This window comes from Porphyrobacter sp. AAP82, from assembly GCF_000331285.1.
Taxonomy (GTDB): domain Bacteria; phylum Pseudomonadota; class Alphaproteobacteria; order Sphingomonadales; family Sphingomonadaceae; genus Erythrobacter.
In genome coordinates this window covers 38,655-62,613 of sequence record NZ_ANFX01000021.1, presented here as the reverse complement: position 1 = coordinate 62,613, position 23,959 = coordinate 38,655, and the positions used below count along the sequence as shown (strand labels likewise).

The following is a 23,959-nucleotide window of genomic DNA, read 5'->3' as shown; positions in this document are numbered from 1 at the left end:
ATCGCTATTAGTAGGATCGCCTCACCGCCTCTTCCGGCTCGCCGCCGCCGCCTTGATCGCGGCCTCGTCCCACGTCACGCGGGTCTGGGTCTGGGGGTTGAAGCGGTTGTCTTCATACCTGGCGGCGTTGGCGGCGGCGATTTCGGCCTTGCTGAGGTGCTCGCCCGGCTTCAGCGTGAACACGTCGATCCCGCGGGTGATTTCGGTGCCGTAGATGTGGCTCTTGTACCAGTAGACCGACCAGTAGCCGCCCAGCACCATCTGCCTGGCGTCGATCGGACCGCGGTCGAAATAGGCGACCTCCTTGGGGTTCGCGCTGTCGGTGAAGTCCATCACCGAAAGCCCGCCCTGATACCACGCCTGCGCAAACAGATCGCGGCCCGGGACCGGGATGATCGAGCCGTTGTGCGCGACGCAGTTCTCCTTGTCGCTCTGGGGCGCGGGCATCTTGTAATGCGCGCGGAACACCAGCTTGCCATCGACGATGTCGTAGATCGCGTTGGCGCCCCAGGTCTTGGGGTCGGACGCCTTGCAGCGCGGCCGCCCGCCGCCGCCCCATTCGTCGGTAAAGATCACCTTGGTGCCGTCATTGTTGAAGGTCGCCGAATGCCAGTAGGCAAAGCCGGTGTCGGTGACGACGTCCAATCGCTTGGGGTTCAAGGGATCGGCGATGTCGAAGATGATGCCGTTGCCCGAGCAGGCGCCTGCCGCGATCTTCAGCGCCGGGAAGACGGTGATGTCGTGGCACTGGTCGGTGCGCGCGGTGGTCTGCGTGTCGTCGCCATGGTCGCCGCCCTTCCACAGGCCGGCGATCTCGCCGGTGGTCTCGTCGGCGAAGACGCGCGGGGACTTGACGATGCGCGCCTTGGCGGGGTCGGCCACCGGCACCTCGATCACGTCGATCGAAAACAGCGCGGTGCGGGTGTCGCCCGGCGTGCCGCCGATGCAGCCGGCAAGCTCCTTCTCGTCGCGGATGCCCGCCGTGCCCGAGTTGTAGATGATGAGGCGCGTGGGATCGGCGCTGACCACCGAATGCGTGTGGCTCCCCCGGCAGGTCTGCACCGCGCCGACCTGGCGCGGGGCGGCAAGATCGGAGATGTCGAAGATGCGAAGGCCGCGGAAGCGCTCCTCGTTGACCTTGCCCGGCGCGCCCTCGAGCCCGCAGTCGATCCGCCCGCGGGTCTGCTCGACGCTCATGACGAGGAGGTTGCCGACCACCGAGACATCGCCCTGCCCGCCGGGGCACACGACGCTGCTCTTCAAGGTGGGGATGCCGTCCGCGCCCAGCTGGTAGATGTTGAACCCGTGGTAGGAGCCCGCCACCATCACGTCGCCGAAGAAGGCCATGTCGGTATTGGCGAAATCGAGCAGGGGGGTGCGTTCGGCATATTCGGTGAGGCTGTCCTCCTCCTCACGCGCCGGCGGGGGAGCGGCGGCGGGGGGAGCGCCCTTGGCCGGGGTGGCAGCGGCAGCCGCATCGGCAGCGGCTTCGATTGCCGCCACGGCAACTTCGGCCGCTTCTTCCAGCTCCTTCTCGTCCTTGTCCTTCCGGGGCGGAACCACGGGGCGCAGGTCAGCCGGGTTCTCGGGGTTGAAGAAGCCCGCCGGCTTGCCCAGCTCGGCGACCTTGACGAGGCCCATGATCGCCTCGCCCGCATTGTCGAAGCCCGCTGCAAGCCCTGTGCGCGGATCGGCCGAAAGGCTGGCGAGGAGCTTGTCCATCTTGCCGATTTCGGCCTTCTGCTCGCTCTCGATATCGCCCACGAACTGGAACAGCACCGGATCGGCGGCGGTGCCGTCCTCGCCCAGCAGCTCCTCCACCATGCTGAGCGCGCCGTCGTGGTGGGCGATCATCAGCGTCAGGAACTGCTTGTCGAAAGCCGCACCCTTGGCGGCGGCGAGGGCTTTCAGGTCCGCAGGAGAAGCCATGCCCTTCATCATGTGGTGCAGGTGTTCGGCGTGACCCTTCATCGCCGGGTCCTCGAGCGGCTCGCCGCGCTCCTTGAGCCAGGTCTGCATGAAGGCGATTTCATCGGCCTGGCCGGATTCGATGCGGCCGGCGATGGTCTTCAATCCCTCGGTGTTGGTGCGGTTCTTGACCAGCACCGCCATGTCGACGGCCTGCTGGTGGTGGACGATCATGGCTTGCATGAAGGCGACGTCCCCGGCGGTGTAGCTTGCCTGCGCGAGCCTGGTCGCCTCTTGTGCCGAGAGCGTCTTCGAGGCCTGCCCGGGCGCGCCCGGCTTCACGATCGGCACGGGCGCCTGTTCGCTTTGGGCAAAGGCCAGGCCCGAGGCGGACAGCAGCAGGGCGGCAAGGCCGGCGCGCGCGGCGCAGGCGGTGGCGGTGTCGGTCATCACGTGAAGTCCCCTTGGATCGGTGCTTGACCGCCACCCTGCCTTGCGCGCGTGCGCAGTCAAGTGCGCCAGCTGCCCCGCAAGAGCCCAATCGACGAACCCCTTACCACCTTCGAGCAAGCGCTTGCGCGCCTCCCGCGGCCTTCGTGCGTATCCCGGTCGTGCCTCTCGCACCGTTCGCCGCACACGGCAGAGCGGGGCCTTGCCGCGCCGAATCGCGCGTGGCTAAGTGCAGCGTTAAGCCCGCCGAAACCCTGTCGGAGTAGCCTTAGTCGCATGGCACGCCCCCGTTTCCTTGCCGCACTGACCGGCCTTCTGGCCTCCATCGCGGCGCTTGCCAGCCCGGCTGCGGCGCAGGACGATCTGACGGCGACCTTCGACAGCACCTTCGGCACCCAGGCGCGCGATCCGCAGAGCTTCGATGCCGTCTACGCCTCGACCTTCGAGCAGCGCATCGCCGATCTCGCCAACCCCGCGCTGGGCCGCATCGGCGTGGCGGCGGTCGATCTGGCGACGGGCGAGGAAGTGATGGTGCTGGGCGATCAGCTGTTCCCGATGGCCTCGACCAGCAAGGTCGCGATCGCTGCGACCTATCTCGAGATGGTGGAACAGGGCCGCTTCACCCTCACCTCCGAATTCCCGCTGATGCTGCCGGTGCCCTCGGCCAGGTTTTCCACCGCCAAGGCGCCGGTCAGGGCTGGCCAGTACATGCCGGCGATCGACCTCATCGAGCTGATGATCACCCGCTCTTCCAACCCCGCGACCGACGCGCTGCTTGCCGCGGTCGGCGGCCCGCAGGCGGTCAACAGCTGGGTGCAGCGCAAGGGGCTGGCGCCGTTCTCGATCAACCGCGACATCGCCACGCTGGTGCGGGACGATGGCGAGTACAACCCCGCCAACTTCATCGACACCCGCGATGCGGCGACCCCGCGCGCGATGGTGCGCCTGCTTGCCGGGCTCTACCGCGGCGAATATCTGTCGGAACAGAGCCGCCAGGTGATCCTCGGCGCGATGAGCCGCACCGTCACCGGCAAGCGCCGCATCCCCGCCAATATCCCGCTCGAAGCCCGCGTCAGCCACAAGACCGGCTCGCTCAGCAACACCTCGAGCGATATCGGCATCATCGAATGCCCCGATGGCCGCGTGATCGCGGTCGCCATCTATGCCACCGGGCAGGGCGGCAAGCTCGCCCGCGAGGAACGCATCGCCGCGATCGCGCGCGCTGTGTATGATGGCTTTGCGGTGAAGGCGCAGCAGAACCCGACCCGCAACTGGGCGAGCGCCCCCTACGCAACCGGCGGCTGAAGCCCCGCCCCCGCACACCGCGGACAGCAAAAAGGGCGGCGCCCCTCCCTGATCGGAGCGGCAGCCGCCCTTTGCGTTTCGGCCCCGAGGGGGGAAGGGCGCTTATTCCGCGCCGGCTTCCTCGGCCTGGTCGACGACGCTCAGCGCATCGTCGCCGATTTCGTCGGTGGTCTTGACCGCATCGTCGGCCGCATCCTTGGCGTCGGCCTGGATGTCTTCGGCGCTCTGGATGGCGACGCCTTCGATCGCGGCGCCTTCATCGGCGCTGGCTTCGGCGTCGGCGTTCATCGCCTCGACCGTCTCGTCGGCCTCGGCTTCGGTCTTGTTGCTGCACGCCGAAAGGCCGAGCGCGGCGGTGGCGATGGCGGCGGCGAGAATGATCTTGCGCATGAGGTGTGTTCCCTTGTCCTTGCGATTGCCACGCACCCTTGGCGGGCACGCCGACCGGTCATCCGGTTCGCTGCCGAATCTAAGGCGCGCAGCGCCGCCGCACAAGGCGCTTTCGCCGCAATCTCGCCACATTCCCGCCCGCCTTTGCCCGGGCGGCCCCCGCTGCCAAACCCCTACCCGCGCGCGGCGCCGGGTGCTAGCACGCAGCCATGGCCGAAAAGCAGCACCTCTATCTCGTCGACGGGTCCTCCTACATCTTCCGGGCCTATCACCGCCTGCCCCCGCTGACGAACCCGCAAGGCACGCCGGTCGGCGCGGTCTATGGCTACACCACGATGCTGTGGAAGCTCGCCGCCGATCTCGACGCGGCCGATGGCCCGACCCACCTTGCGGTGATTCTCGATGCGAGCGGGGTGTCTTTCCGCAACGACATCTACGAACACTACAAGGCCAATCGCCCCGAACCGCCCGAGGATCTGAAGCCGCAATTCCCGCTGATCCGTGACGCCACCCGCGCCTTCAGCCTGCCGTGCATCGAGGTCGAGGGGCTGGAGGCCGACGACCTCATCGCCACCTACGCCCGCGAGGCGCAGCGGCGCGGCTGGGATGTCACCATCGTTTCCTCCGACAAGGACCTGATGCAGCTGATCGGCGAGGTGGACGGTGCGAAGATCGACATGCTCGACACGATGAAGAACCAGCGCATCTGGCTTTCCGAGGTCGAGGAGAAGTTCGGCGTCGGCCCCGAACTTGTCGGCGATGTGCTCGCGCTGATGGGCGATTCTGTCGACAATGTGCCCGGCATTTTCGGCATCGGTCCCAAGACCGCCTCCAAGCTGATCGCCGAACACGGCTCGCTGACAGCGGCGCTGGATTCGGCGCCGGCGATGAAGCCCTCCAAGCTCAGGGACCGGCTGATCGAGGGGCGCGGGGATGCCGAGCTATCCAAGGTGCTGGTGACGCTGAAGGAGGATTGCGACCTCCCCCAGCCACTGGACGAGATGGCGCTGGGCCCGATCCCGCCGGCACCGCTGGCGCTGTTTCTTGGGACCCACGGCTTCACCTCGCTGCTGCGGCGGCTGGATGCGGGGGTGGGGAGCCCCTCGCGCGCCACCGATCTCAACCCGGCCAAGCCCACGACCGCGAGTGCCGCCGCGCCCGCGGCGGGCGAGGGCAACCGCCAGCCCCTCCCGGAGTTTCCGGCGGTCGATCACGCCGCCTACGAGACGGTGCAGACGCGCCAACGGCTTGAAGCCTGGGTCGCGCGCGCGCAGGCCGCGCAGGCCGTGGCGGTCGATACCGAGACCTCCTCATTGGACGCGATGCGCGCCGATCTCGTCGGGGTCAGCCTCGCGCTCGGCCCCAACGATGCCTGCTACATCCCCCTGGGTCACGGCGGGACGGACATGTTCGCGCAGAAGCCGGATCAGGTGCCGCTCGCCGAGGCGATCGCCCTCTTGAAGCCGCTGCTGGAGGACGAGGCCGTTCTGAAAATCTTCCAGAACGGCAAGTATGACCTCAACGTGCTCGCCCGTCAGGGGATCATGGTCGCCCCCATCGATGATACGATGGTGATCAGCTTCGATCTTGACGCCGGGCGCGGCGAGGACGGGATGGGAGGCGGCCACGGGATGGACGAGCTTTCGCAGCGCCACCTCGGCCACACCCCGATCCCGTTCAAGGACCTGTGCGGCACCGGCAAGAAGGCGATCAGCTTCGCCGAAGTGCCCCTGGACCGCGCCACCGCCTATGCCGCCGAGGATGCGGATGTGACATGGCGGCTTCACGCGCACTTGAAGCCGCGTCTGACGGTCGAGGGCGGGGCGCGCATCTACGAACGCGTCGACCGCCCGCTGATCCCCGTCGTCGCCGGCATGGAGCGCGAGGGCATCAAGGTCGACCGCGCCCGTCTGGCGAGGCTCTCGGAGGAATTCTCGCACGAAATCGCCCGGCTCGAAGGCGCGATCCACGCGGTCGCCGGGCAGGAATTCGCTGTCGGCAGTCCCAAGCAGCTGGGCGAAATCCTGTTCGACAAATTGGGCTACAAGGGCGGGAAGAAGGGCAAGACCGGGCAATATTCGACTGATGTCACCGTGCTGGAAAAGCTCGCCGCCGAGGGCGCAGCCGTCGCGCGGCTGGTGCTGGAATGGCGGCAGCTGGCGAAGCTCAAGTCGACCTATACCGATGCGCTGCAAGCCGCGATCAATCCCGATACGGGCAGGGTGCATACCTCCTACTCGCTGGTGGGTGCGCAGACCGGACGGCTGTCCTCGACCGACCCCAACTTGCAGAACATTCCGATCCGCACGGCAATAGGGAGGCAGATCCGCGAGGCCTTCGTGCCCGAGCCGGGCAATGTGCTGCTTGCGGCGGACTATTCGCAGATCGAACTGCGGCTTGCCGCGCACATGGCCGACGTGCCGAGCCTCAAGGAGGCCTTCGCGGCAGGCGAGGACATCCACGCCCGCACCGCGCGCGAAATGTTCGGCGAAGTGACGCGCGATACCCGCAGCCGCGCTAAAACGATCAATTTCGCAATACTTTACGGGATTTCACGCTGGGGTCTCGCCGCGCGTCTGGAAGTGCCGCCCGAAGAGGCGCAAGGCATGATCGACACCTATTTCCAGCGCTTCCCGGGCATCCAGCGCTATATCCACGAAACGCTCGAAAGCGTCCGGTCGCGCGGCTATTCCGAGACGCTGTTCGGGCGCAAGACATGGTTCCCGCGGATCAATTCGAAGAACCAGGCCGAACGGCAGGGGTCGGAACGCGCCGCGATCAACGCCCCGATCCAGGGCACGAGTGCCGACATCATCAAGCGCGCGATGGCGCGGATGCTCCCGGCGCTGGCGGGCGCGGGGCTGCATGATGTGCGGATGCTGCTCCAGGTCCACGACGAATTGGTGTTCGAACTGCCCGAGGGGCGGGTCGATGCCGCGACGCCGATCATTCGCCAGGTAATGGCCGAGGCGGCGCTGCCTGCGGTGGAGCTGACCGTCCCGCTCGGGGTCGAGATCGGCACCGGGCTGAGCTGGGACGCGGCGCACTAGAGAGCGTCCCACGCCAATGCTTCACGCGGAACATTCGAGGAGCGGAGCGCCCCTGCTCAATCGTGCTTCCTCTCCCGTGTGGGCTTGAGCATTTCCGGCGCGAAAAAGCCCATCGGCTGCACTGCGGCGGCGCGCTTTTTCAGTTCGCCGCGCATCTGCTGGTATTCGCTCTCCATTTCGGGCGTCACCGTCGCGCGCGAATCCTTGAGCGCGGTTTCGAAGTCGCGCGCTTCCACCGCGCTGACCTCGCCCCCCACGCGGCGCAGCGCGGCAAGCCCGGCGCGGCGGACGAGGTCTTCGAGGTCGGCGCCGGTGAAGCGCTCGGTCTCGGCGGCCAGCTTGCCCAGATCGACATCGCCGGCGAGCGGCATCTTGCCCGTGTGGATGCCGAGGATGTGCTCGCGCCCGGCGGCGTCGGGCGTGCCGACATAGACCAGCTCGTCGAAGCGGCCCGGGCGCAGCAACGCCGGGTCGACCAGCGTCGGCCGGTTGGTGGCGCCAATCACCACCACTGATTGCAGCTCTTCCAATCCGTCCATCTCGGCAAGGATGGTGTTGACCACCCGGCCCGTGACCTGCGGCTCGCCCTGGCCCGAGCCGCGCGCAGGGACGAGGCTGTCGATCTCGTCGATGAACACCACGCAAGGCGCGACGGCCCGCGCGCGGGCGAAGAGGCGGGCGATCTGCTGCTCGCTCTCGCCATACCACTTCGAAAGCAAGTCACTGGATTTCATGGAAATGAAGTTCGCCTCGGCCTCCTTGGCGACCGCCTTGGCGAGCAGGGTCTTGCCCGTGCCCGGCGGGCCATAGAGCAAAAAGCCCTTGGCCGGACGGATCCCCAGACGGCGGAAGGCGTCCGGGTTCTTCAGCGGAAGCTCGATCCCTTCCTTGAGCTTGTCGACCGATTCCCCCGCGCCGCCGATGTCGGCCCAGCCGACATTGGGCACCTGCACCATCACCTCGCGCATCGCCGAAGGCTGGACGCGCTTGAGGGCGGACAGGAAATCGTCGCGGGTGACGCACAGGTCCTCGAGCACCTCGGGCGGGACGGTGCGTTCGTCGAGGTCGAGGCGCGGCATGATCCGGCGCACCGCCTCGATCGCAGCCTCCCGCGCCAGCGCGGCGATGTCCGCGCCGACGAACCCGTGGGTGACACGGGCGAGTTCGTCGAGGTCGACCGCGCTCTCCAAAGGCATCCCGCGGGTGTGGATGGCGAGGATCTCGCGCCGCCCGCGCTGATCGGGGACGCCGATCACGATCTCGCGGTCGAAGCGGCCGGGCCGGCGCAGCGCCTCGTCGATCGCGTCGGGGCGGTTGGTGGCGGCGATCACCACGAGGTTGGCGCGCTTCTCCAGCCCGTCCATCAGGGTGAGCAGCTGGGCGACAAGGCGCTTTTCCGCCTCGCCCGGCACCTGGGTGCGCTTGGGGGCGATCGAATCGATTTCGTCGATGAAGATGATCGCAGGGGAGGCCCGCGTGGCTTCCTCGAACACTTCCCTCAGGCGCTTTTCGCTTTCGCCATAGCCCGAGCCCATGATCTCCGGCCCGTTGATGATGAAGAATTCGGCATCGCTTTCATTGGCGACCGCCTGCGCGAGGCGGGTCTTGCCGGTGCCCGGGGGCCCGTGCAGCAGCACGCCCTTGGGCGGCTCGACCCCGAGCCGGATGAACAGTTCCGGGTAGCGCAGCGGCAGTTCGACCATTTCGCGCAGGGCCCGGATGGTCTCCTCCATCCCGCCGACGTCGTCATAGTTGACCACTGCCCGGCCATCGCGCGGTTCCTCGAACTCGGCGCGCAGCTCGACCTCGGTGTTCTCGTCGATATGGACGAGGCCCTTGGGGCTGGTCGAGGCGACGGTGAGGCGGATCTGGGTAAGTGCATAGGCGGGGGCGCGCAGCAGCTGGCGCACGTCGGCGGGCATGTTCTGCACCGGCTGCTGGCCGGTGGTCGCGACGAGGTCTCCGGCCACCAGCGGGCGGCGGAAGAAGTTGCGCTTCAAGGCCTGGGTCGGCCCCTGGAGGCGCATCTCGCGCTGGGCGGGGGCGAAGACCACGCGGGTGGCGGGGCGGGATTGCCCCTTCGCGATCTCGACATGCTCGCCCGAGCCCCCTTGGGCATTGGCACGCTGGAGGCCGTCGAGGCGCACCACGTCGAGCGCGTCATCTTCCGGATAGGCGGCCATCGCGATCGCGGCGGTGGTGCGCTTGCCGCGAATCTCGACGACATCGCCCTCGGTGATGCCGAGCTTCTGGAAGGCCGCGCGCGGAATGCGGGCGATTCCCGCCCCGGATTCCTCCTGCCGCGCGGGTGCGACCTGGAGGCGCACGGTGCGGATCGGGGTGGCGGTTTCGGCGTCGGCCATGGGGCAGTCCTGTCCAAGCGGTGGTTGACCGCCAAGCTAGGAAGGGGGGGAGCCGAATGCAATCGGGACGGGGCGCGCGGAGCCGGCCGAGCGGTAGCGCCAACCGGCAAGAAAAAAGCCCGGTGCGAGGCACCGGGCTTGGAAAGTTTGGGAGAGGATGCCTGAAAGGCACCTTCCAAATGCCGCAGATGAGCCGATTGTGCAAGTGCGAAAGACGCGTAGTTCGTTGCAAAGAGTGCAATCAACACCCATTTCGGTGCAAATTTGTGCGCAAACTTGCAAATTTCTGCCCAAATCGGCGGCAGTCGCTCAAAGATTGGGCAAAAAATGCCTTTGTGACCGTTTTGCGTCGCAACATGAAAGTTGATTCGACTTCGAGTCGCGCGAGGGGTGACAGCGCCTCCCGAACGCTCTAATCACTGCTCCGATCCCGCCATCGGGGTCATCCCTGGGCGACACCACAAGAGGCAGCCGAGCCGCAATGACCAAGCTCTACCCCGACGCCGCAAGCGCGCTCGCCGGCGTGCTGCGTGATGACCTGCTGATCGCCGCAGGGGGCTTCGGCCTTTGCGGCCTGCCCGAAAGGCTGCTCGATGCGATCCGCGATTCGGGCGTCAGGAACCTCACCTTCGCCAGCAACAATGCCGGGATCGACAACGAGGGCATCGGCAAGCTGCTGCGCACCCGGCAGGTCAGCAAGATGATCAGCTCCTATGTCGGCGAGAACAAGGAGTTCGAGCGGCAGTATCTTGCCGGTGAGCTCGAAGTCGAGTTCTGCCCCCAGGGGACCCTCGCCGAACGGATGCGGGCAGGGGGCGCGGGGATCCCGAGTTTCTACACCCGCACCGGCGTGGGCACCGAAGTCGCCAAGGGCAAGGAGCACAAGGACTTCCCCGACCGCGACGGGGTGATGCAGACCTATATCCTCGAGCACGGGATCTTCGCCGATCTTGCGATCGTCAAGGCGTGGAAGGCCGACGCAACCGGCAACCTCGTGTTCCGCAAGACCGCGCGCAATTTCAATCTGCCCGCCGCGACCTGCGGCAAGGTGTGCGTCGCCGAGGTCGAGGAGGTGGTGCCAGCGGGCAGCCTCGATCCCGACCAGATCCATCTGGCGGGCGTATTCGTTAACCGGATCGTCCTCGGCGCGCCCTATGACAAGAAGATCGAGTTCCGGACCGTGCGGGAGAGGGAGACGGCGTGATGGACAAGAAGTTTGCGGCGCTGCTGGCATTGCTGGCGGGGACGTCGCTGTCGGGCTGCGTGGCGGCGGTGATCCCGGTGATCGCGGGATCGACGATGGTCGGATCGCGGGTGATCAAGGACGGCGAGCAGCCCGAAGCCGCACCGACGCCCGCAGCAACCCCGGCCGCAGAAGCGACGCCGGTCGTGATCGTCTCGCCCCCGGCACCCGGGCCTGCGCCCCAACCGGCGCGCCCCGTGGCGGTGGCACCCGTGGCGGTGGCAACGGTGGCTGCGCCGCCGGTCGCGGTCCCGACGCCTGCGCCCCAACCTTCCCCGACGCCTGCCCCGACGCCTGCCCCGACGCCGACGCCAGTCCCGGCCCCCAAGCCGGTGCCAGCGATCGCTGCGGCACCCCCGCCGGCCCCCGAGCCGGTCCCTCCGCCGACCCCGACGCCTGCCCCCGCTCCCGCGAGCATCGCCGCGCTCGGCCCGCCGACCGCCTATCCCGATCCCGAACGCCCGCTTGCGTCCGGGCAGGCCAACTTCGCGCGCTTCGTGCGCTACACCCAGGCCGCCGCGCGGCAGGCGGCGGGCGGGGCCGAGCTGCCCTCGGCGATTCTTGCCGATCCGGTCGCGCTCGATGGCAAGCGCCGCCGCTGTTCGGCCGGCGAGCAGCTTATCGCGGTGATCGATCTCGATCCGGCGGGCGGCATCTTCGCGCCGCCTGCCAGCCCCGGCCAGCTCCCCAGCCTCGCGCTCGGCCTTGCGGTGCTGCGCGAGGCGCGGGTCGAGATCGCGTGGCTTACGGACCTTTCGACCGACCAGTCAGGCAGTCTTCGCACCGCGCTCGAGCAATCCGGGCTCGACCCGCGCGGGCAGGATATCATCTCGCTGCGCCGCGACGAGGGCGACAGCAAGGACCAGCGCCGCGCCAACCTCGCCGGGATCACCTGCATCATTGCCATCGCCGGTGACGAGCGGCCCGATTTCGACCTGCGCTTCAAATACCTGCGCAACCCCGAAGCCGGCGCCGGCATCGAACCGCTGATCGGCGACGGGTGGTTCCTGATCGAACCGCTGCTGGGCCAGTAAGGACACCTCTTCCCATGACGACGCTTCCCACCGGCTGGACCCGCGACGAGATGGCCGCCCGCGCCGCGCGCGAATTGAAGGACGGCTATTACGTCAACCTCGGCATCGGCATCCCGACGCTGGTCGCCAACCACATCCCCGAAGGGATGCTGGTGACGCTCCAGAGCGAGAACGGGATGCTCGGCATCGGGCCCTTCCCCTATGACGACGCGGTCGATCCCGATCTCATCAATGCCGGCAAGCAGACCATCTCCGAACTGCCGCACAGCGCCTATTTCGACAGCGCGACCAGCTTTGCCATGATCCGCGGCGGGCATATCGACCTCACCGTGCTCGGCGCGATGGAAGTGAGCCAGGATGGCGACATCGCCAACTGGATGATCCCGGGCAAGATGATCAAGGGCATGGGCGGGGCGATGGACCTTGTCGCAGGGGTCAAGAAGATCATCGTGGTGATGGACCACACCGCCAAGGACGGCAGCCCGAAGTTCATTCCCCAATGCACCCTGCCGCTGACCGGCGCAGGCGTGGTCGACATGGTCATCACCAACCTTGCCGTGTTCCAGCGCCCCTCCAAGGGCGAGCCGTTCCGCCTGATCGAGATGGCTCCGGGCGTCACCGGGGCCGACATCGCGGCGAGCACCACCGCGCACTTCGCCGCCTGATGAAGCGCAAGCTCGCGATCGGCGGCTTCGCGTTGGCGGCGGCGGTGGGCGGGGTTCTCGCCTTCACCTCGCCGCCGCGGCTGCTCTCGTGGTACGACCGCATCGCCGGCGGGGCGGGCGGCGCGGTGCTGGCGGCTGAAGGCATCGCTTTCGGCAGCCACGGCCAGAGCCTCGACATCTGGAAGCCCGAAGCAGCGGCTGGCAAGCTGCCGGTCGTCATCTTCTGGTATGGCGGCGGCTGGGCCAAGGGCGAGCGCACCTCCTATGCCTTCGCCGGACGGGCCCTGGCGCGCGAGGGCTTCCTCGTCGTCATCCCCGACTACCGCAAGGTGCCCGGCGTCCACTTCCCGGCCTTCCTCGACGATGGTGCCGAGGCGGTCGCCTGGACCCAGCAGACCATCGCAAGGCACGGCGGCGACCCCGGGCGGATCGCCTTCATGGGCCACTCGGCCGGGGCCTATCAGGCGGTGATGCTGGCGCTCGATGCCAAGCGGCTCGCCGCGGCGGGGGCGGACCCGGCGGGGGTCAAGGCCGCGGTCGGCCTGTCGGGCCCCTACGACTTCCACCCCTTCACCTCCGATCGCGCCATCGCCGCCTTCAGCCAGTGGCCCGAGCCGGCCGAGACCCAGCCGGTCACCTTCGCCCGTGCCGACGCGCCGCCGCTGCTGCTCGTCACTTCCGATGGCGACACCACCGTCCGCGCCCGCAACGCCCTCAGCCTCGCCGCCCGCCAGCGCGAGCTGGGCGCGGTTGCCGACGTCGTCAACTACGGCCCGCTCTCCCACGAGGAGGTGGTCATGGCGCTCTCGGTCCCGTTCCGCGCCAAGGGCACGGTGCTGGCCGACTCGGTCCGCTTCCTCAAGGCCGAGCTGGAGCGCTAGGCCATGTGGCTCGACCAGCCCCGCAACCCCAAGGCGCCGCTCGCCGGCCTCAAGGTCATCGAGCTCGCCCGCGTGCTCGCCGGGCCGTTCTGCGGGCAGATCCTCGCCGACCTCGGCGCCGATGTCATCAAGGTCGAGAGCCCGGAAGGCGACGGCACCCGCCTGTGGGGCCCGCCCTGGGTGGAGCGCACCGACGCTGCTGGCACCGTCCACCGCGAGGCCGCCTATTACCACGCCTGCAACCGCGGCAAGCGCTCCATCATCGCCGACTTCGCCGATCCCGATGACCTCGCCCGCGTGAAGGCCCTCATCGCCGGGGCCGACGTTCTCATCGAGAACTTCAAGACCGGCAGCCTCGCCAAGTTCGGCCTCGATTACCCCTCCCTCTCCGCCGCCAATCCGGGCCTTGTGTACTGCTCGATCACCGGCTTCGGCCAGACTGGCCCGCGCAGCGCGGAGGCCGGATACGACTTCGTCGCGCAAGGGATGAGCGGCCTCATGTCGCTGACCGGCGAACCGCAAGGCCACCCCGTCAAGATGGGCATCTCGATCAGCGACCTTGCCACCGGCGTGTGGGCGGCGAACGGCGTGCAGGCGGCGCTGCTGATGCGCGCGCGCACGGGGCCCATGCACGGGAGGGGCCAGCAGGTCGACATGAGCCTCCTCGATTGCTCGGTGGGCATGCTTGCCAACCAGGCGACATACCTCTTCACTTGCGGACAGAACCCGCCGCGGATGGGCAATGCCCATGCCCAGGTCGCGCCATACGGCGTCTTCGCCGTCAGTGACGGGCACGTGATCCTTGCGCCGGCCAATGACGGGCTGTTCCACAAGCTGATGGCGGTGCTGGGCCTCGCGAGCCTCACCACCGATCCGCGCTTTGCCGCCAACGGCGATCGCACCGCCAACGCCGCGGCGCTGGACGCCGCAATCGCCGCCGCCACCGCCGGGTGGACCAAGCAGGGCCTGCTCGATGCCTGCCATGCCGCAGGCGTTCCGGCCGGCCCCATCAACCGCTTGGACGAGGTCTTCGCCGATCCGCAGGTCATCGCCCGGGGGCTGCGGATCGAGCTTGGCGGGATGGCGGGGGTGAGGAGCCCCTTCACCTTCTCCGACGCCGAACTGGCCCTGGACCGGCCCTCGCCGATCCACGGGGAGCACGGCTGAGCGCACCTGCCGGCTTGGCGTGTAGGAGACAATGAGACACTGTCCAGGGACGGAAAACCGCGCGTCGTGTGCAGCCTGTCCTGAGCGGTCATCCAAACGGGCGCGCGGGCGTTCATCCCCGCAAGGCTGTCACTTTTCAGGCGTGTAGGAAAGACCCGATGCAAGCCGGTGCGAAAGCCGCCGCCACAGCCGTTCGAACGGCCCCTGTCCTACTTTCGTGACCCAGACAGGCGACCACGCCAGCATCGCCGCCACCGGCACCAGCCCGATCGCAAAGGCCTGCCAGCGCGTCACCTCGCCGAACAGGCCGAGGCCCCAGGACGCAAAGATCGCCGACAGGATCACGCTCGTCATCAGATAGTTGGTGAGCGACAGCCGCCCGGCCATCGCCAGCCGCTCCGCCGCCGCGCCGCTGCCGAGGAAGGCCATGGCGAGCGCGGCGTAAGCGACCGCCAGCGCCATGTCGAAGGGTGCGGACAGCAGCAGGGCCACCGGCCCGACCAGCGCGGCGGGAAAGCCGGTGCTGACCAGCACGCCCGCGAGGCCCAGCAGCCCCGGCAGCGCGACAAGCGCGGCAAGCCCGGCGATCCGCCGGAGCCGGAAGGTGCGCCACGCGCCCTTCAGCATCCCGCCCCGCCACAGCCCCATGCCCAGCGCAATCGCCGACAGGTTCAAGGGCAGCGCGGCAACCAGCGCGATCATCTGCGCCGGAATGCCGAGGGTGCGGCGGACGACGCGCGCGCCAAAGGCCTCGCGCCCCTGTTCGAGCAGCGCGGCGATGGCGGCGGGTTCGCGCCCGAACTGGCGCTCGGCCCAGAGCACAAGCTCGGACCCCTCGCGGCCTGCCAGCCATGATGCCAGCGAAGGCCCGAGCAGCGCGAGCCCCATGAACAGGTGGACGCCGAGCAGCCCCAGCGCGACCGTCACCAGCGCGCGGGCGCTGAGCCCGGCAAGCAATGGCAGGGCCAGCCCGGCGAGCGCATAGGCGCGCAGCACGTCGTTGCTCGCAAGGAGCGTCGCATGGACGAGGCCGATCGCGAAAAGCACGGCCATCCGCGCATAATGCGCGCGCCACGGGCGGGGTCCGGAACGCTCGACAAGGATCAGGCACCCTGCGCCGAACAGCATCGCGAAAAGGGTGCGGAACTTGTCCTCGATGAACACGAAGCTCGCCAGCCACACCCAGTAATCGGGCGGGCTGGTGCTGCCGAAGACCGGGGGGCTGAAGCTCGCCGGGTTGTAATAGGCCGGCCCCGGCATGGCGAAGGCGAGCACATTCATGCCGATGATGCCGATCACCGCAATGCCGCGCAAAGCGTCGAGCGCGAGGATGCGGGGGGCGGGGGGCGGCGGCGGGATCACGGGGCCGATAGGTAGCCTATCTGAGGCCGTGACACAGGGGTTTTCTTGGGCCGTCGGCGCAGGCCCACCCCTAACCCCTCCCGCAATCGGGAGGGGGATGGTTGGCGCGGATACGCCCCTCCCGCTTGCGGGAGGGGCAGGGGGTGGGCCTGTCCGGCACCCCCCGTCCCATAAAATCAGCCCAGCGCGGCCTTGAGGTCGTCGACCAGATCGAGGCGTTCCCACGGGAAGAAGTCGCCTTCCGCGGTGCGGCCGAAGTGGCCGTAGGCGGCGGTCGGCTGGTAGATCGGCTTGTTGAGGCCAAGGTGCGTGCGGATCGAACGCGGGGTCAGGCCGCCGAGCTTGGCAATGCCGAGGATCGCCTGTTCGATCGTGTCGTCGCCGACGGTGCCGGTGTCGTGGGTGTCGACGTAGAGGCTCAAAGGCTTCGACACGCCGATCGCATAGGCGATCTGGATGGTGCAGCGCGTGGCGAGGCCGGCGGCGACCACGTTCTTGGCGAGGTAGCGGGTGATGTAGGCGGCCGAACGGTCGACCTTGGTCGGGTCCTTGCCGCTGAACGCGCCGCCGCCATGGGGCGAGGCGCCGCCGTAGGTGTCGACGATGATCTTGCGCCCCGTAAGGCCCGCGTCGCCATCGGGACCGCCGATTTCGAAGCTGCCGGTGGGGTTGATGAAATATTCGGTCTCGCGCAGCAGCACCGGCGGGATCACGTCGGCGATCACGCCCTTCACATAGGCTTCAAGTTCCGCCTGCTTGGCCGGATCGTTCTCGTCATAGCCCGGCTTGTGCTGGGTCGAGACGACGATCGCTGTCGCGGCGACCGGCAGCGAGCCTTCGTAGCGCAGGGTCACCTGGCTCTTGGCATCGGGCTCGAGGAAGGGGGCGGCGCCCGAGTGGCGGTCGGCGGCCATGCGCTCGAGGATCTTGTGGCTGTAGTAGAGCGTCGCGGGCATCAGGCCCGGGGTCTCGTCGGTGGCGTAACCGAACATGATGCCCTGGTCGCCCGCGCCTTCATCCTTGTTCTCGCCCGCGTCCACGCCTTGCGCGATGTGCGCCGACTGGCCGTGCAGGTGGTTGAGAAACAGGAACTTCTCCCAGTGGAAGCCGTCCTGTTCATAGCCGATGCGCTTCACGGTGGCGCGCACGGTCGCCTCGATCTCTTCCTTGGCGCCGGGGGCCCACTCGTCGTTTTCGTAGACGCCCTTGCAGCGGATTTCGCCGGCCAGCACCACCAGCTGGGTGGTGGTGAGGGTTTCGCAGGCGATGCGCGCCTCGGGGTCCTTGGAGAGGAACAGATCGACGATCGCGTCCGAAATCTGGTCGGCGACCTTGTCGGGGTGGCCTTCGGAAACGCTTTCGGAGGTGAACAGGTAGTTGGTGCGCATGGATGTCCCCCGGGGGCTGGAATGGGCGTGGCGGGGCGGGCCAAGGGCACCTTATAGAGATATAAGGAAACCTTTATGTCCCGCTTGTCTGCCGACCGCCCTAGCCGCGCGCGCGGACAAGCGCAAGCACTCTCGGTGCCGCGATGCCGAGACCCGCGAACAGCGCCGCCCATGCCAGCGTCAGCGCATGGCCCCACCGGGCGAACAGCGTCGGCGGCTTGGCGGCGGGGACCAGCCCCTCCAGCCTGTCGGCCTTGCCCGGTGCGATGGTGCCGCGCACGATGCCGCCCGCGTCGATCACCGCGCTGATCCCGGTGGTGGTCGAGCGCAGCACCGGCAGCCCCTCCTCGATCGCCCGCATCCGCGCCTGGGCAAGGTGCTGCGGCGGGCCCCAGCTGCCGAACCAGCCGTCATTGGAGGGATTGAAGATGTAGTCGGGGCGATTCGCGCGGGACGCGACGTGGCCGGAGAAGACGATCTCGTAGCAGATCATCACCCCCGCCTTGCCGTATCGCCCGAGGTCCAGCGTGCGCGGGCCGGGGCCGGGGAGGTAGTCGATGCTGCCGGCCACCAGCCGCGACAGCCCGAGCGGTTCCAGAATGGTGCGCATCGGCAGATATTCGCCATAGGGCACGAGATGCGCCTTGTCGTAGCCGCCGCGAATCCGGCCCGCGCCGTCCAGCGCCATCACCGAATTGCGCGCGCTCACCGCTCCCGAACGGCCATCGGGCAGGCGACCGATATTGAGGTTCACAACCCCGGTCAGCAGGGTCGATTGCGGGCCGATCACCCGGCCGATCCGGCGGCGGGCGAAGTCCGGATCGCCCCCTGCGGTCATCGCGGTGTAGTAGCGCGCCGGATAGCCGTCCTCGAGATAGTCGGGCACGCCGCTTTCAGGCCACAGCACGATGCGCCGGCTCCCGGTGCCCTTGCCGGTGAGGCGGGCGAGGCGCTCGAACTGATCCTCGAACTTCGAGGCGTCGTTGATCTCGGACTGCGGGATATGGGGCTGGACGAGGGTGTAGCGCAGGGCGGAGTCCGGCGTCTTTGTACCGGGCGCCAACATCAGTCCGACGACGGCAAGCGCAAGCGCGAGCAGGGCAAGCCACTGCCTTTGCACAACGCAGAACAGGAACAGCCCCGCGAGAAACAGGGTGAGGCCCGACAGGGCATAGCTGCCCATCCCTGGCAGCCAGCTGCCCGCCAGCCCCGGCGCGTCCCATGTGCCCAGCAGCATCAGCCCCAACGGCGGCCACGGGTAGCCCGTAAAAACCCAGCCCCTCAGCCACTCGGTGACGATCCACGCCCCTGCCAGCACCAGCCCGAAGGCCCACATCGGCTGCTTGCGCGCCAGCCCATGCGCCGCCAGCGCCGCCAGCATCGGATAGACCGCGAGGTAGACGCACAAGAGCGGCACCGCCGCCCAGCCGAGCACCTCGGGCATCTTGGCCTGATGGGTGAAGGCGGTCGCGATCCAGTTGTTGGCGAGCGTCAGGTGCGCCCAGCCGAACACCCAGCCGCGCGCCGCAGCCTGCTGCCAGTTTTCGGCGGAGTGGACCAGCCACACGAACCCCGCCAGCGCGGCAAGGCCCAGCGGCCAGAGGTGGAGCGGCGGGTAGGCGCAGGCCGCGATCAGCCCCAGCGCCACCGCCGTCAGCGCCGGAAAGCGCCGCAGCAGCGCGGGCACCCCGCTCGCCGCGGCTGCCAGCCGCTCACGCATGGCGCTTACTCGACGGTTTCGAGCGTGCCGCTATCGCCGCCCGTATCGTCCCCACGGATCGAGGGCGGGAGGATCGAGCTGTCGATGCCCCGCTGCTCGCCGTCATCGGCGCTCTTGCGGGGCATGCGGGTGCGCGCGGGCTTGTCGGCGCGTTCGGTGCGCTCGGCAGGCTTGTCGGCGCGCTTCTCGCTGCGTTCCGGGCGATCCTGGCGATTGCCGTCCCGTTCCTTGCGCGGCTGGCGACGCTGGCCGCGATCGCGCCCCTCCCCGCGCCCCTCCCCGCGGTTGCCTTCCCCGCGGTTGCCGTCCCGCTCGCCGCGGCCGGTCTCGCGGTCATCGCCGCGATCATCGGCGAGAAAGCTTTCGCCCTCCTGCCCGGGCTCGCCCTCGGCGACATCGAGACTGCCGATCGTGTCGGGCTGGTCATAGGGCGAACGGGTCGGCGTGTCGCTGCGACGGCCGAAGTCGAAATCGTCCTCGAAATCCTCAGGGTTCTCGCGCTCGTCATGGCGACGGTTGCCGCCGCCGCCATTGCCGCCGCGCTGTTCGTCCTGACGCGCCTTGTTGTCGGCGATCACGCGGAAATAGTGGTCCGCGAACTGGAGATAGTACTCCATCTGCACCCGGTCGCCATTGTGCTGGGCGTCCTGGGCGAGCTTCTTGTACTTGTCGAGCATCTGCGGGGCATTGCCGCGCGCCCGGCTGTCGATGCGGTTCAATTGTGCGCCGCCTCCGCCCTGGTTGCGGTTGCCGCGTCCACGACGCCGGTTATTACGGTTGTTATTCAAGGAAAACGTTCCTTAACAGCGACCTAGCGCGAAAACATTGGTCATACGCGCGGTCAACAGACCCCTTGCCCTTGCGCCACGCCGGACCCCGTCGTTCCAATGGGCCGAAGCGTGCCGCGTGCTCCGCGCTGGATGCTGCCGGGGGCGAGCCCTCACGGCGGTATCAGCTGAGTTCAGGAGCATGGCCCAGCGGTTTGCGCCCTTCGCAATCCATCTGGCCTAGGCAAGACGTAGCGATGCGAAACCGGTTTGCCAAGCCCCGCGCGCGTAATTCTGTTACGTCAGCAGCAGGGCCCGCGCGCGGCCCGCAAGGTCGCGGGCCAGCTCCACGCAAAACCCCGAGGCGGTCGCCAGCGCGCCGACGGCCCCGGCCTGATTCGCCCCGATTTCAAGCACGGCAAGCGCGCCGGGCCGCATCAGCGCGCGCAGTTGCGGGATCAGCACGCGGTAATCGTCGAGCCCCTCGGGCCCGGCAAACAGCGCCGAGGCAGGCTCGAAACCGGTGACTTGCCGGTCGAGCGCGGCGCTCTCCTCGACATAGGGCGGGTTGCACAAGATGAGGTCGAAGGTGCCGAGATCTCCGGCCCAGCCGCCCGCGTGCCAGTCACCCTCGAGGAACCGCGCCTGCGGGCGCAGCCCCAGCGCTTCGGCATTGCGCTCCGCCACCGCGAGCGCCTCGGGCGAGCGGTCGATGCCCACGCCCCGGGCGCCCCGCAGATAGGCCAGCACGGCGAGCAGCAGCGCCCCCGATCCCGTGCCGAGGTCGAGCACGCGGGCGGCCTCGGGCCTCGCCGCCAGCGCCGCCTCCACCAGCGTCTCGCTGTCGGCGCGCGGGATCAGGGTGGCGGGGGTGACGATCAACGGCAGGCCGTAGAAATCCTGGCGCCCGGTGATGTAGGCGACCGGCTCGTGCCCGGTGCGCCGTTCGACCAGCGCGGCAAAGCCCGGCGGGGCGGGATCGCGCATGTGGCGCAGCAGCAGTTCCGAACGGGTCACGCCGAAGAGGTGCGCCATCAGCAGTTCGGCATCGAGCCGCGCGGTATCGCTGGTGGCTGCGAGGCGCGTCGCTGCGGCGCGGATCGCTTCGCCGACGGTCATTATTCCGCGAGCGCGGCGAGCCGCTTGCCCTCGTCCTCGGCGATCAGGGCGTCGACCAGTTCGGCAAGCCCCGGCCCGGCGAGCACCTCTTCGAGCTTGTGCAAGGTGAGGCCGATGCGGTGATCGGTGACGCGGCCTTGGGGGAAGTTGTAGGTGCGGATGCGCTCCGAACGGTCGCCGCTGCCGACCATCGCCTTGCGCGCCTCGGCCTCCGCGCCCTGCGTCGCCTCGCGCTGGGCATCGTAGAGCCGCGTGCGCAGCACCTGCATCGCCTTTTCCTTGTTCTTGTGCTGGCTGCGTCCGTCCTGACAGGTCACAACCGTCCCGGTGGGAAGGTGGGTGATGCGCACCGCCGAATCGGTGGTGTTGACGTGCTGGCCCCCGGCTCCGCTCGCGCGGTAGACGTCGATCTTGAGGTCCTTGTCCTCGATCTGGATGTCGACCTCGTCGGGCTCGGCCAGTACCGCGACGGTCGCGGCCGAGGTGTGGATGCGCCCGCCGCTCTCGGTCACCGGCACGCGCTGCACGCGGTGGACGCCGCTTTCGAACTTCAATTTGGCGAAGACCCCGGTGCCGGTGACGTTGGCGATGACTTCCTTGTAGCCGCCGATGTCGGAGGCGGCGATGCTGACGGCCTCGACCTTCCAGCCCTGTTCGGCGGCGTAGCGTTCGTACATCCGGTAGAGATCGGCGGCGAACAGCGCGGCCTCGTCACCCCCGGTGCCCGCGCGAATTTCGAGCATCGCGGGCTTGGCATCGGCCGAATCGCGCGGCAGCAGCGCGATGGCGAGGCGGCGTTCGAGATCGGGGAGGGCGGATTTGAGGTTGGCGAGCTCTTCTTCGGCCATCGCCTTCATCTCGGGATCGGCGAGCATTTCGGTGAGCCCCGCCATCTCCTCGCGCGCGGCCTTCACTTCGGCGGCGATTTTGGCGACGGGTTCAAGCTCGGCATAGTCGCGCGAGGCGCGGACGAAGGCCTCGCCCTCGAGCGTGCCGGACGCCATGCGCGCTTCCAGCTCCGCAAAGCGGTGCGCGATCTGGTCAAGGCGTTCGGGGGGGATTTGCATGGGGTTCGGTGTGTTTCTCGTCTTCCCGGACTTGATCCGGGATCCCGCTACTTAATGATCCGCCGCGAGAAGAAAAGCGGGGCCCCGGGTCAAGCCCGGGGAGACGACGTGTTGTTGAGCGCAGCGACAATCCTGTCGGTCGGACCCTCGCCCGAGATGCCGTAGTAGCCAGTCGCGTTGACCCTCAGAATGTGCTGCGGCTGCTGCTTCACAGCCTTATCATAGCGCTTCTTTGGCGAACCGGTCGCCATGATCTCGGCAACGACACCGCACTTGCGCAAGTCTGCCAGCAAGGCAATCGCGGCGCCAAGCCCGGCATCATCCTCGACGAGCACCATCGCCTCGAGCCGCTCCTCCTCCCGCGCCCCCACCAGCATCGCCAGCCGCTCGATCCCCGCGGCCCAGCCCACGGCAGGCGTCGGCGCGCCGCCGAGGCTCTCCATCAGCCCGTCATAGCGCCCGCCGCCCAGCACCGTGCTCTGCGAGCCCAGCGCGGCCGCCGAAGCACTCCCCTCGTCGGGGATGAATTCGAAGGCGGTGTGGCGGTAGTAGTCGAGCCCGCGAACGAGGCTTTCGGCCCGCACCCACTTCACGCCCGCCGCATCGAGCCCGCTGGTGACGGCGGCGAAGAAAGCCGAAGCCTCCTCCGACAGGAACGCGTCGATCTTCGGCGCGTCCGCCAGGAAGGGCTTGTCCCTCGGGTCCTTCGAATCGAGGATGCGCAGCGGGTTCTTCTCCAGCCGCTCCTGCGATTCCTCGGAGAGCTCGCCCTTCACCGCGCGGAAGTATTGGATCAGCGCTGCCCGCCACGCCTCGCGGCTCGCGCCGTCGCCCAGCGTGTTGAGGTGCAGGGTGACATCGTGGATGCCCAGCTCGCGCAGCAGCTGGTCCGCCATCGCCAGCAGCTCGACATCGGCCTGCGGCTCGCCCGCGCCGATCACTTCGGCGTCGATCTGGTGGAACTGGCGGTAGCGGCCCTTCTGCGGGCGCTCGTAGCGGAACAGCGGGCCGTGGGTGGCGACCTTCAAGGGCGCATATTGCTGCCAGCCGTTGGTGAGGAAGGCGCGCGCGATGCCGGCGGTGAATTCGGGGCGCAGGGTCAGGCTCTCGCCGCCGCGATCATCGAAGGAATACATCTCCTTGGAGACCACATCGGTCGTCTCGCCGAGCGAGCGCGCGAACACCTCGGTCTTTTCGAACACCGGCATTTCCACCCGGCGGAAGCGGTACAGGCGGCGCACGCGCTCGAAGGTTGCGACGACGAAGGCGAAGGCCTCGGCATCGGCGCCGAAAATGTCCTGCGTGCCGCGGATGGCCTGGGGTGTTTGGCGCGGGGTCTTCTTGCTCATGGGCGCGCGGATTAGGCCCACACAGGGCCTTTCGCAATCCTGCCGCACCGATTAAGGGGGCGATCCGAACCTCTCCGCCGCAAGCGCAAACGCGCGGCGCCCAGCCAGAAGAGAACATCCATGCGCATCGACAAGATTCCCACCGGCGTGAACCCCCCCGACGATCTCAACGTGATCATCGAGGTGCCGACCGGCGGGGAGCCGGTGAAGTACGAGTTCGACAAGGAAAGCGGGGCGCTGTTCGTCGACCGCATCCTCCACACCCCGATGCGCTATCCGGCCAATTACGGCTTCGTGCCGCACACGCTCAGCCCCGATGGCGACCCGCTCGATGCGCTGGTGATCTCGCGCTCGCCCTTCATCCCGGGCTGCGTGGTGCGCGCGCGGCCGATCGGCGTGCTCAATCTGGAAGACGAGCAGGGCGGCGACGAGAAGCTGGTCTGCGTGCCGGTGAACGAGACCTTCCCCTATTACGCCGAGGTCAAGGAAACCACCGACCTGCCGAGCATCATCTTCCAGCAGATCGAACACTTCTTCACCCACTACAAGGACTTGGAAGCCGAAAAGTGGGTGCGCGTCGGCAAGTGGGGCGATGCCTCCGAAGCGCGCAAGATCACCGTCGAGGCGATCGAGCGGTATAAGACTTCCTGATTGCGGGCCCGTCCTCGGTGCTGTTCCCGTGGCTAGCGCCACGGGGCACCTGCGGCTCGCGCGCGTGCGCTCGCGGCCCT

The 23,959-nt window shown here is 68.3% G+C and carries 18 protein-coding genes; 8 read left to right on the top strand and 10 right to left on the bottom strand.

The window, feature by feature from the left end; all coding sequences use genetic code 11:
* Positions 1 to 21: 21 nt before the first annotated feature.
* The gene (locus D620_RS0106785) at positions 22 to 2,358 is read right to left on the bottom strand and encodes a DUF305 domain-containing protein (RefSeq protein WP_017665047.1); all 2,337 of its coding nucleotides are present in this window, start codon (positions 2,356 to 2,358) and stop codon (positions 22 to 24) included.
* Positions 2,359 to 2,634: 276 nt separating this feature from the next.
* Here D620_RS0106785 and D620_RS0106780 point away from each other — a divergent pair, with 276 nt between their 5' ends.
* Complete coding sequence (locus D620_RS0106780; RefSeq protein ID WP_017665046.1) at positions 2,635 to 3,663, top strand: serine hydrolase; 1,029 nt, start codon at positions 2,635 to 2,637, stop codon at positions 3,661 to 3,663.
* Between the two features lie 102 nt (positions 3,664 to 3,765).
* On the opposite strand, the gene D620_RS14860 is transcribed toward D620_RS0106780, so the two are convergent.
* Positions 3,766 to 4,053 carry a hypothetical protein gene (locus tag D620_RS14860; protein ID WP_017665045.1) on the bottom strand — a complete coding sequence of 96 codons (288 nt, stop codon included), beginning with the start codon at positions 4,051 to 4,053 and terminating at the stop codon, positions 3,766 to 3,768.
* Positions 4,054 to 4,262: 209 nt separating this feature from the next.
* Here D620_RS14860 and polA point away from each other — a divergent pair, with 209 nt between their 5' ends.
* Positions 4,263 to 7,103, top strand: coding sequence for a DNA polymerase I (polA, locus tag D620_RS0106770; RefSeq protein WP_017665044.1), 2,841 nt, complete (start codon positions 4,263 to 4,265; stop codon positions 7,101 to 7,103).
* Positions 7,104 to 7,159: 56 nt separating this feature from the next.
* Here the strand turns inward: polA and D620_RS0106765 are convergent, their stop codons facing one another.
* Complete coding sequence (locus tag D620_RS0106765) at positions 7,160 to 9,466, bottom strand: CDC48 family AAA ATPase (protein WP_017665043.1); 2,307 nt, start codon at positions 9,464 to 9,466, stop codon at positions 7,160 to 7,162.
* A gap of 481 nt (positions 9,467 to 9,947) precedes the next feature.
* Between D620_RS0106765 and D620_RS0106760 the strand changes: the two genes are divergently transcribed.
* From D620_RS0106760 to D620_RS0106740, 5 genes are read left to right on the top strand one after another with little or no spacing between them, the layout of a single operon-like run.
* Positions 9,948 to 10,670, top strand: a complete 723-nt coding sequence (locus D620_RS0106760) for a CoA transferase subunit A (RefSeq protein ID WP_017665042.1) — start codon at positions 9,948 to 9,950, stop codon at positions 10,668 to 10,670.
* A complete protein-coding gene (locus D620_RS15740) occupies positions 10,670 to 11,743 on the top strand; it encodes a hypothetical protein (protein ID WP_017665041.1) in 1,074 nt (357 codons plus the stop codon). Before D620_RS0106760 ends, D620_RS15740 begins: the two co-directional genes overlap by 1 nt.
* A 14-nt stretch (positions 11,744 to 11,757) precedes the next feature.
* A complete protein-coding gene (locus D620_RS0106750) occupies positions 11,758 to 12,408 on the top strand; it encodes a CoA transferase subunit B (RefSeq protein ID WP_017665040.1) in 651 nt (216 codons plus the stop codon).
* Entirely contained in the window at positions 12,408 to 13,289 is an 882-nt protein-coding gene (locus tag D620_RS0106745) for an alpha/beta hydrolase (protein ID WP_017665039.1), read from the top strand. Before D620_RS0106750 ends, D620_RS0106745 begins: the two co-directional genes overlap by 1 nt.
* A 3-nt stretch (positions 13,290 to 13,292) precedes the next feature.
* Positions 13,293 to 14,456, top strand: coding sequence for a CaiB/BaiF CoA transferase family protein (locus tag D620_RS0106740; protein ID WP_017665038.1), 1,164 nt, complete (start codon positions 13,293 to 13,295; stop codon positions 14,454 to 14,456).
* A 129-nt stretch (positions 14,457 to 14,585) separates the two neighbouring features.
* On the opposite strand, the gene D620_RS0106735 is transcribed toward D620_RS0106740, so the two are convergent.
* From D620_RS0106735 to hisS, 7 genes are all read right to left on the bottom strand, one after another.
* Positions 14,586 to 15,818 carry a DUF418 domain-containing protein gene (locus D620_RS0106735; protein WP_017665037.1) on the bottom strand — a complete coding sequence of 411 codons (1,233 nt, stop codon included), beginning with the start codon at positions 15,816 to 15,818 and terminating at the stop codon, positions 14,586 to 14,588.
* A 176-nt stretch (positions 15,819 to 15,994) separates the two neighbouring features.
* Positions 15,995 to 17,206 (bottom strand): methionine adenosyltransferase, encoded by a 1,212-nt coding sequence (gene metK, locus D620_RS0106730; protein ID WP_017665036.1) that lies wholly within the window; start codon positions 17,204 to 17,206, stop codon positions 15,995 to 15,997.
* A 100-nt stretch (positions 17,207 to 17,306) separates the two neighbouring features.
* Entirely contained in the window at positions 17,307 to 18,926 is a 1,620-nt protein-coding gene (gene lnt, locus D620_RS0106725; RefSeq protein ID WP_017665035.1) for an apolipoprotein N-acyltransferase, read from the bottom strand.
* A 5-nt stretch (positions 18,927 to 18,931) separates the two neighbouring features.
* Positions 18,932 to 19,714 (bottom strand): DUF4167 domain-containing protein, encoded by a 783-nt coding sequence (locus D620_RS16780; protein ID WP_081596544.1) that lies wholly within the window; start codon positions 19,712 to 19,714, stop codon positions 18,932 to 18,934.
* 276 nt (positions 19,715 to 19,990) lie between these two features.
* On the bottom strand, positions 19,991 to 20,812 hold the full coding sequence (gene prmC / locus D620_RS0106715) for a peptide chain release factor N(5)-glutamine methyltransferase (RefSeq protein ID WP_017665033.1): 822 nt from the start codon (positions 20,810 to 20,812) through the stop codon (positions 19,991 to 19,993).
* On the bottom strand, positions 20,812 to 21,879 hold the full coding sequence (gene prfA / locus D620_RS0106710; RefSeq protein WP_017665032.1) for a peptide chain release factor 1: 1,068 nt from the start codon (positions 21,877 to 21,879) through the stop codon (positions 20,812 to 20,814). Before prfA ends, prmC begins: the two co-directional genes overlap by 1 nt.
* Before the next feature lie 89 nt (positions 21,880 to 21,968).
* Positions 21,969 to 23,228, bottom strand: coding sequence for a histidine--tRNA ligase (gene hisS, locus D620_RS0106705; RefSeq protein ID WP_017665031.1), 1,260 nt, complete (start codon positions 23,226 to 23,228; stop codon positions 21,969 to 21,971).
* Positions 23,229 to 23,348: 120 nt separating this feature from the next.
* Here hisS and ppa point away from each other — a divergent pair, with 120 nt between their 5' ends.
* Positions 23,349 to 23,879, top strand: a complete 531-nt coding sequence (gene ppa / locus D620_RS0106700; RefSeq protein ID WP_017665030.1) for an inorganic diphosphatase — start codon at positions 23,349 to 23,351, stop codon at positions 23,877 to 23,879.
* The last annotated feature ends 80 nt before the right edge of the window (positions 23,880 to 23,959 follow it).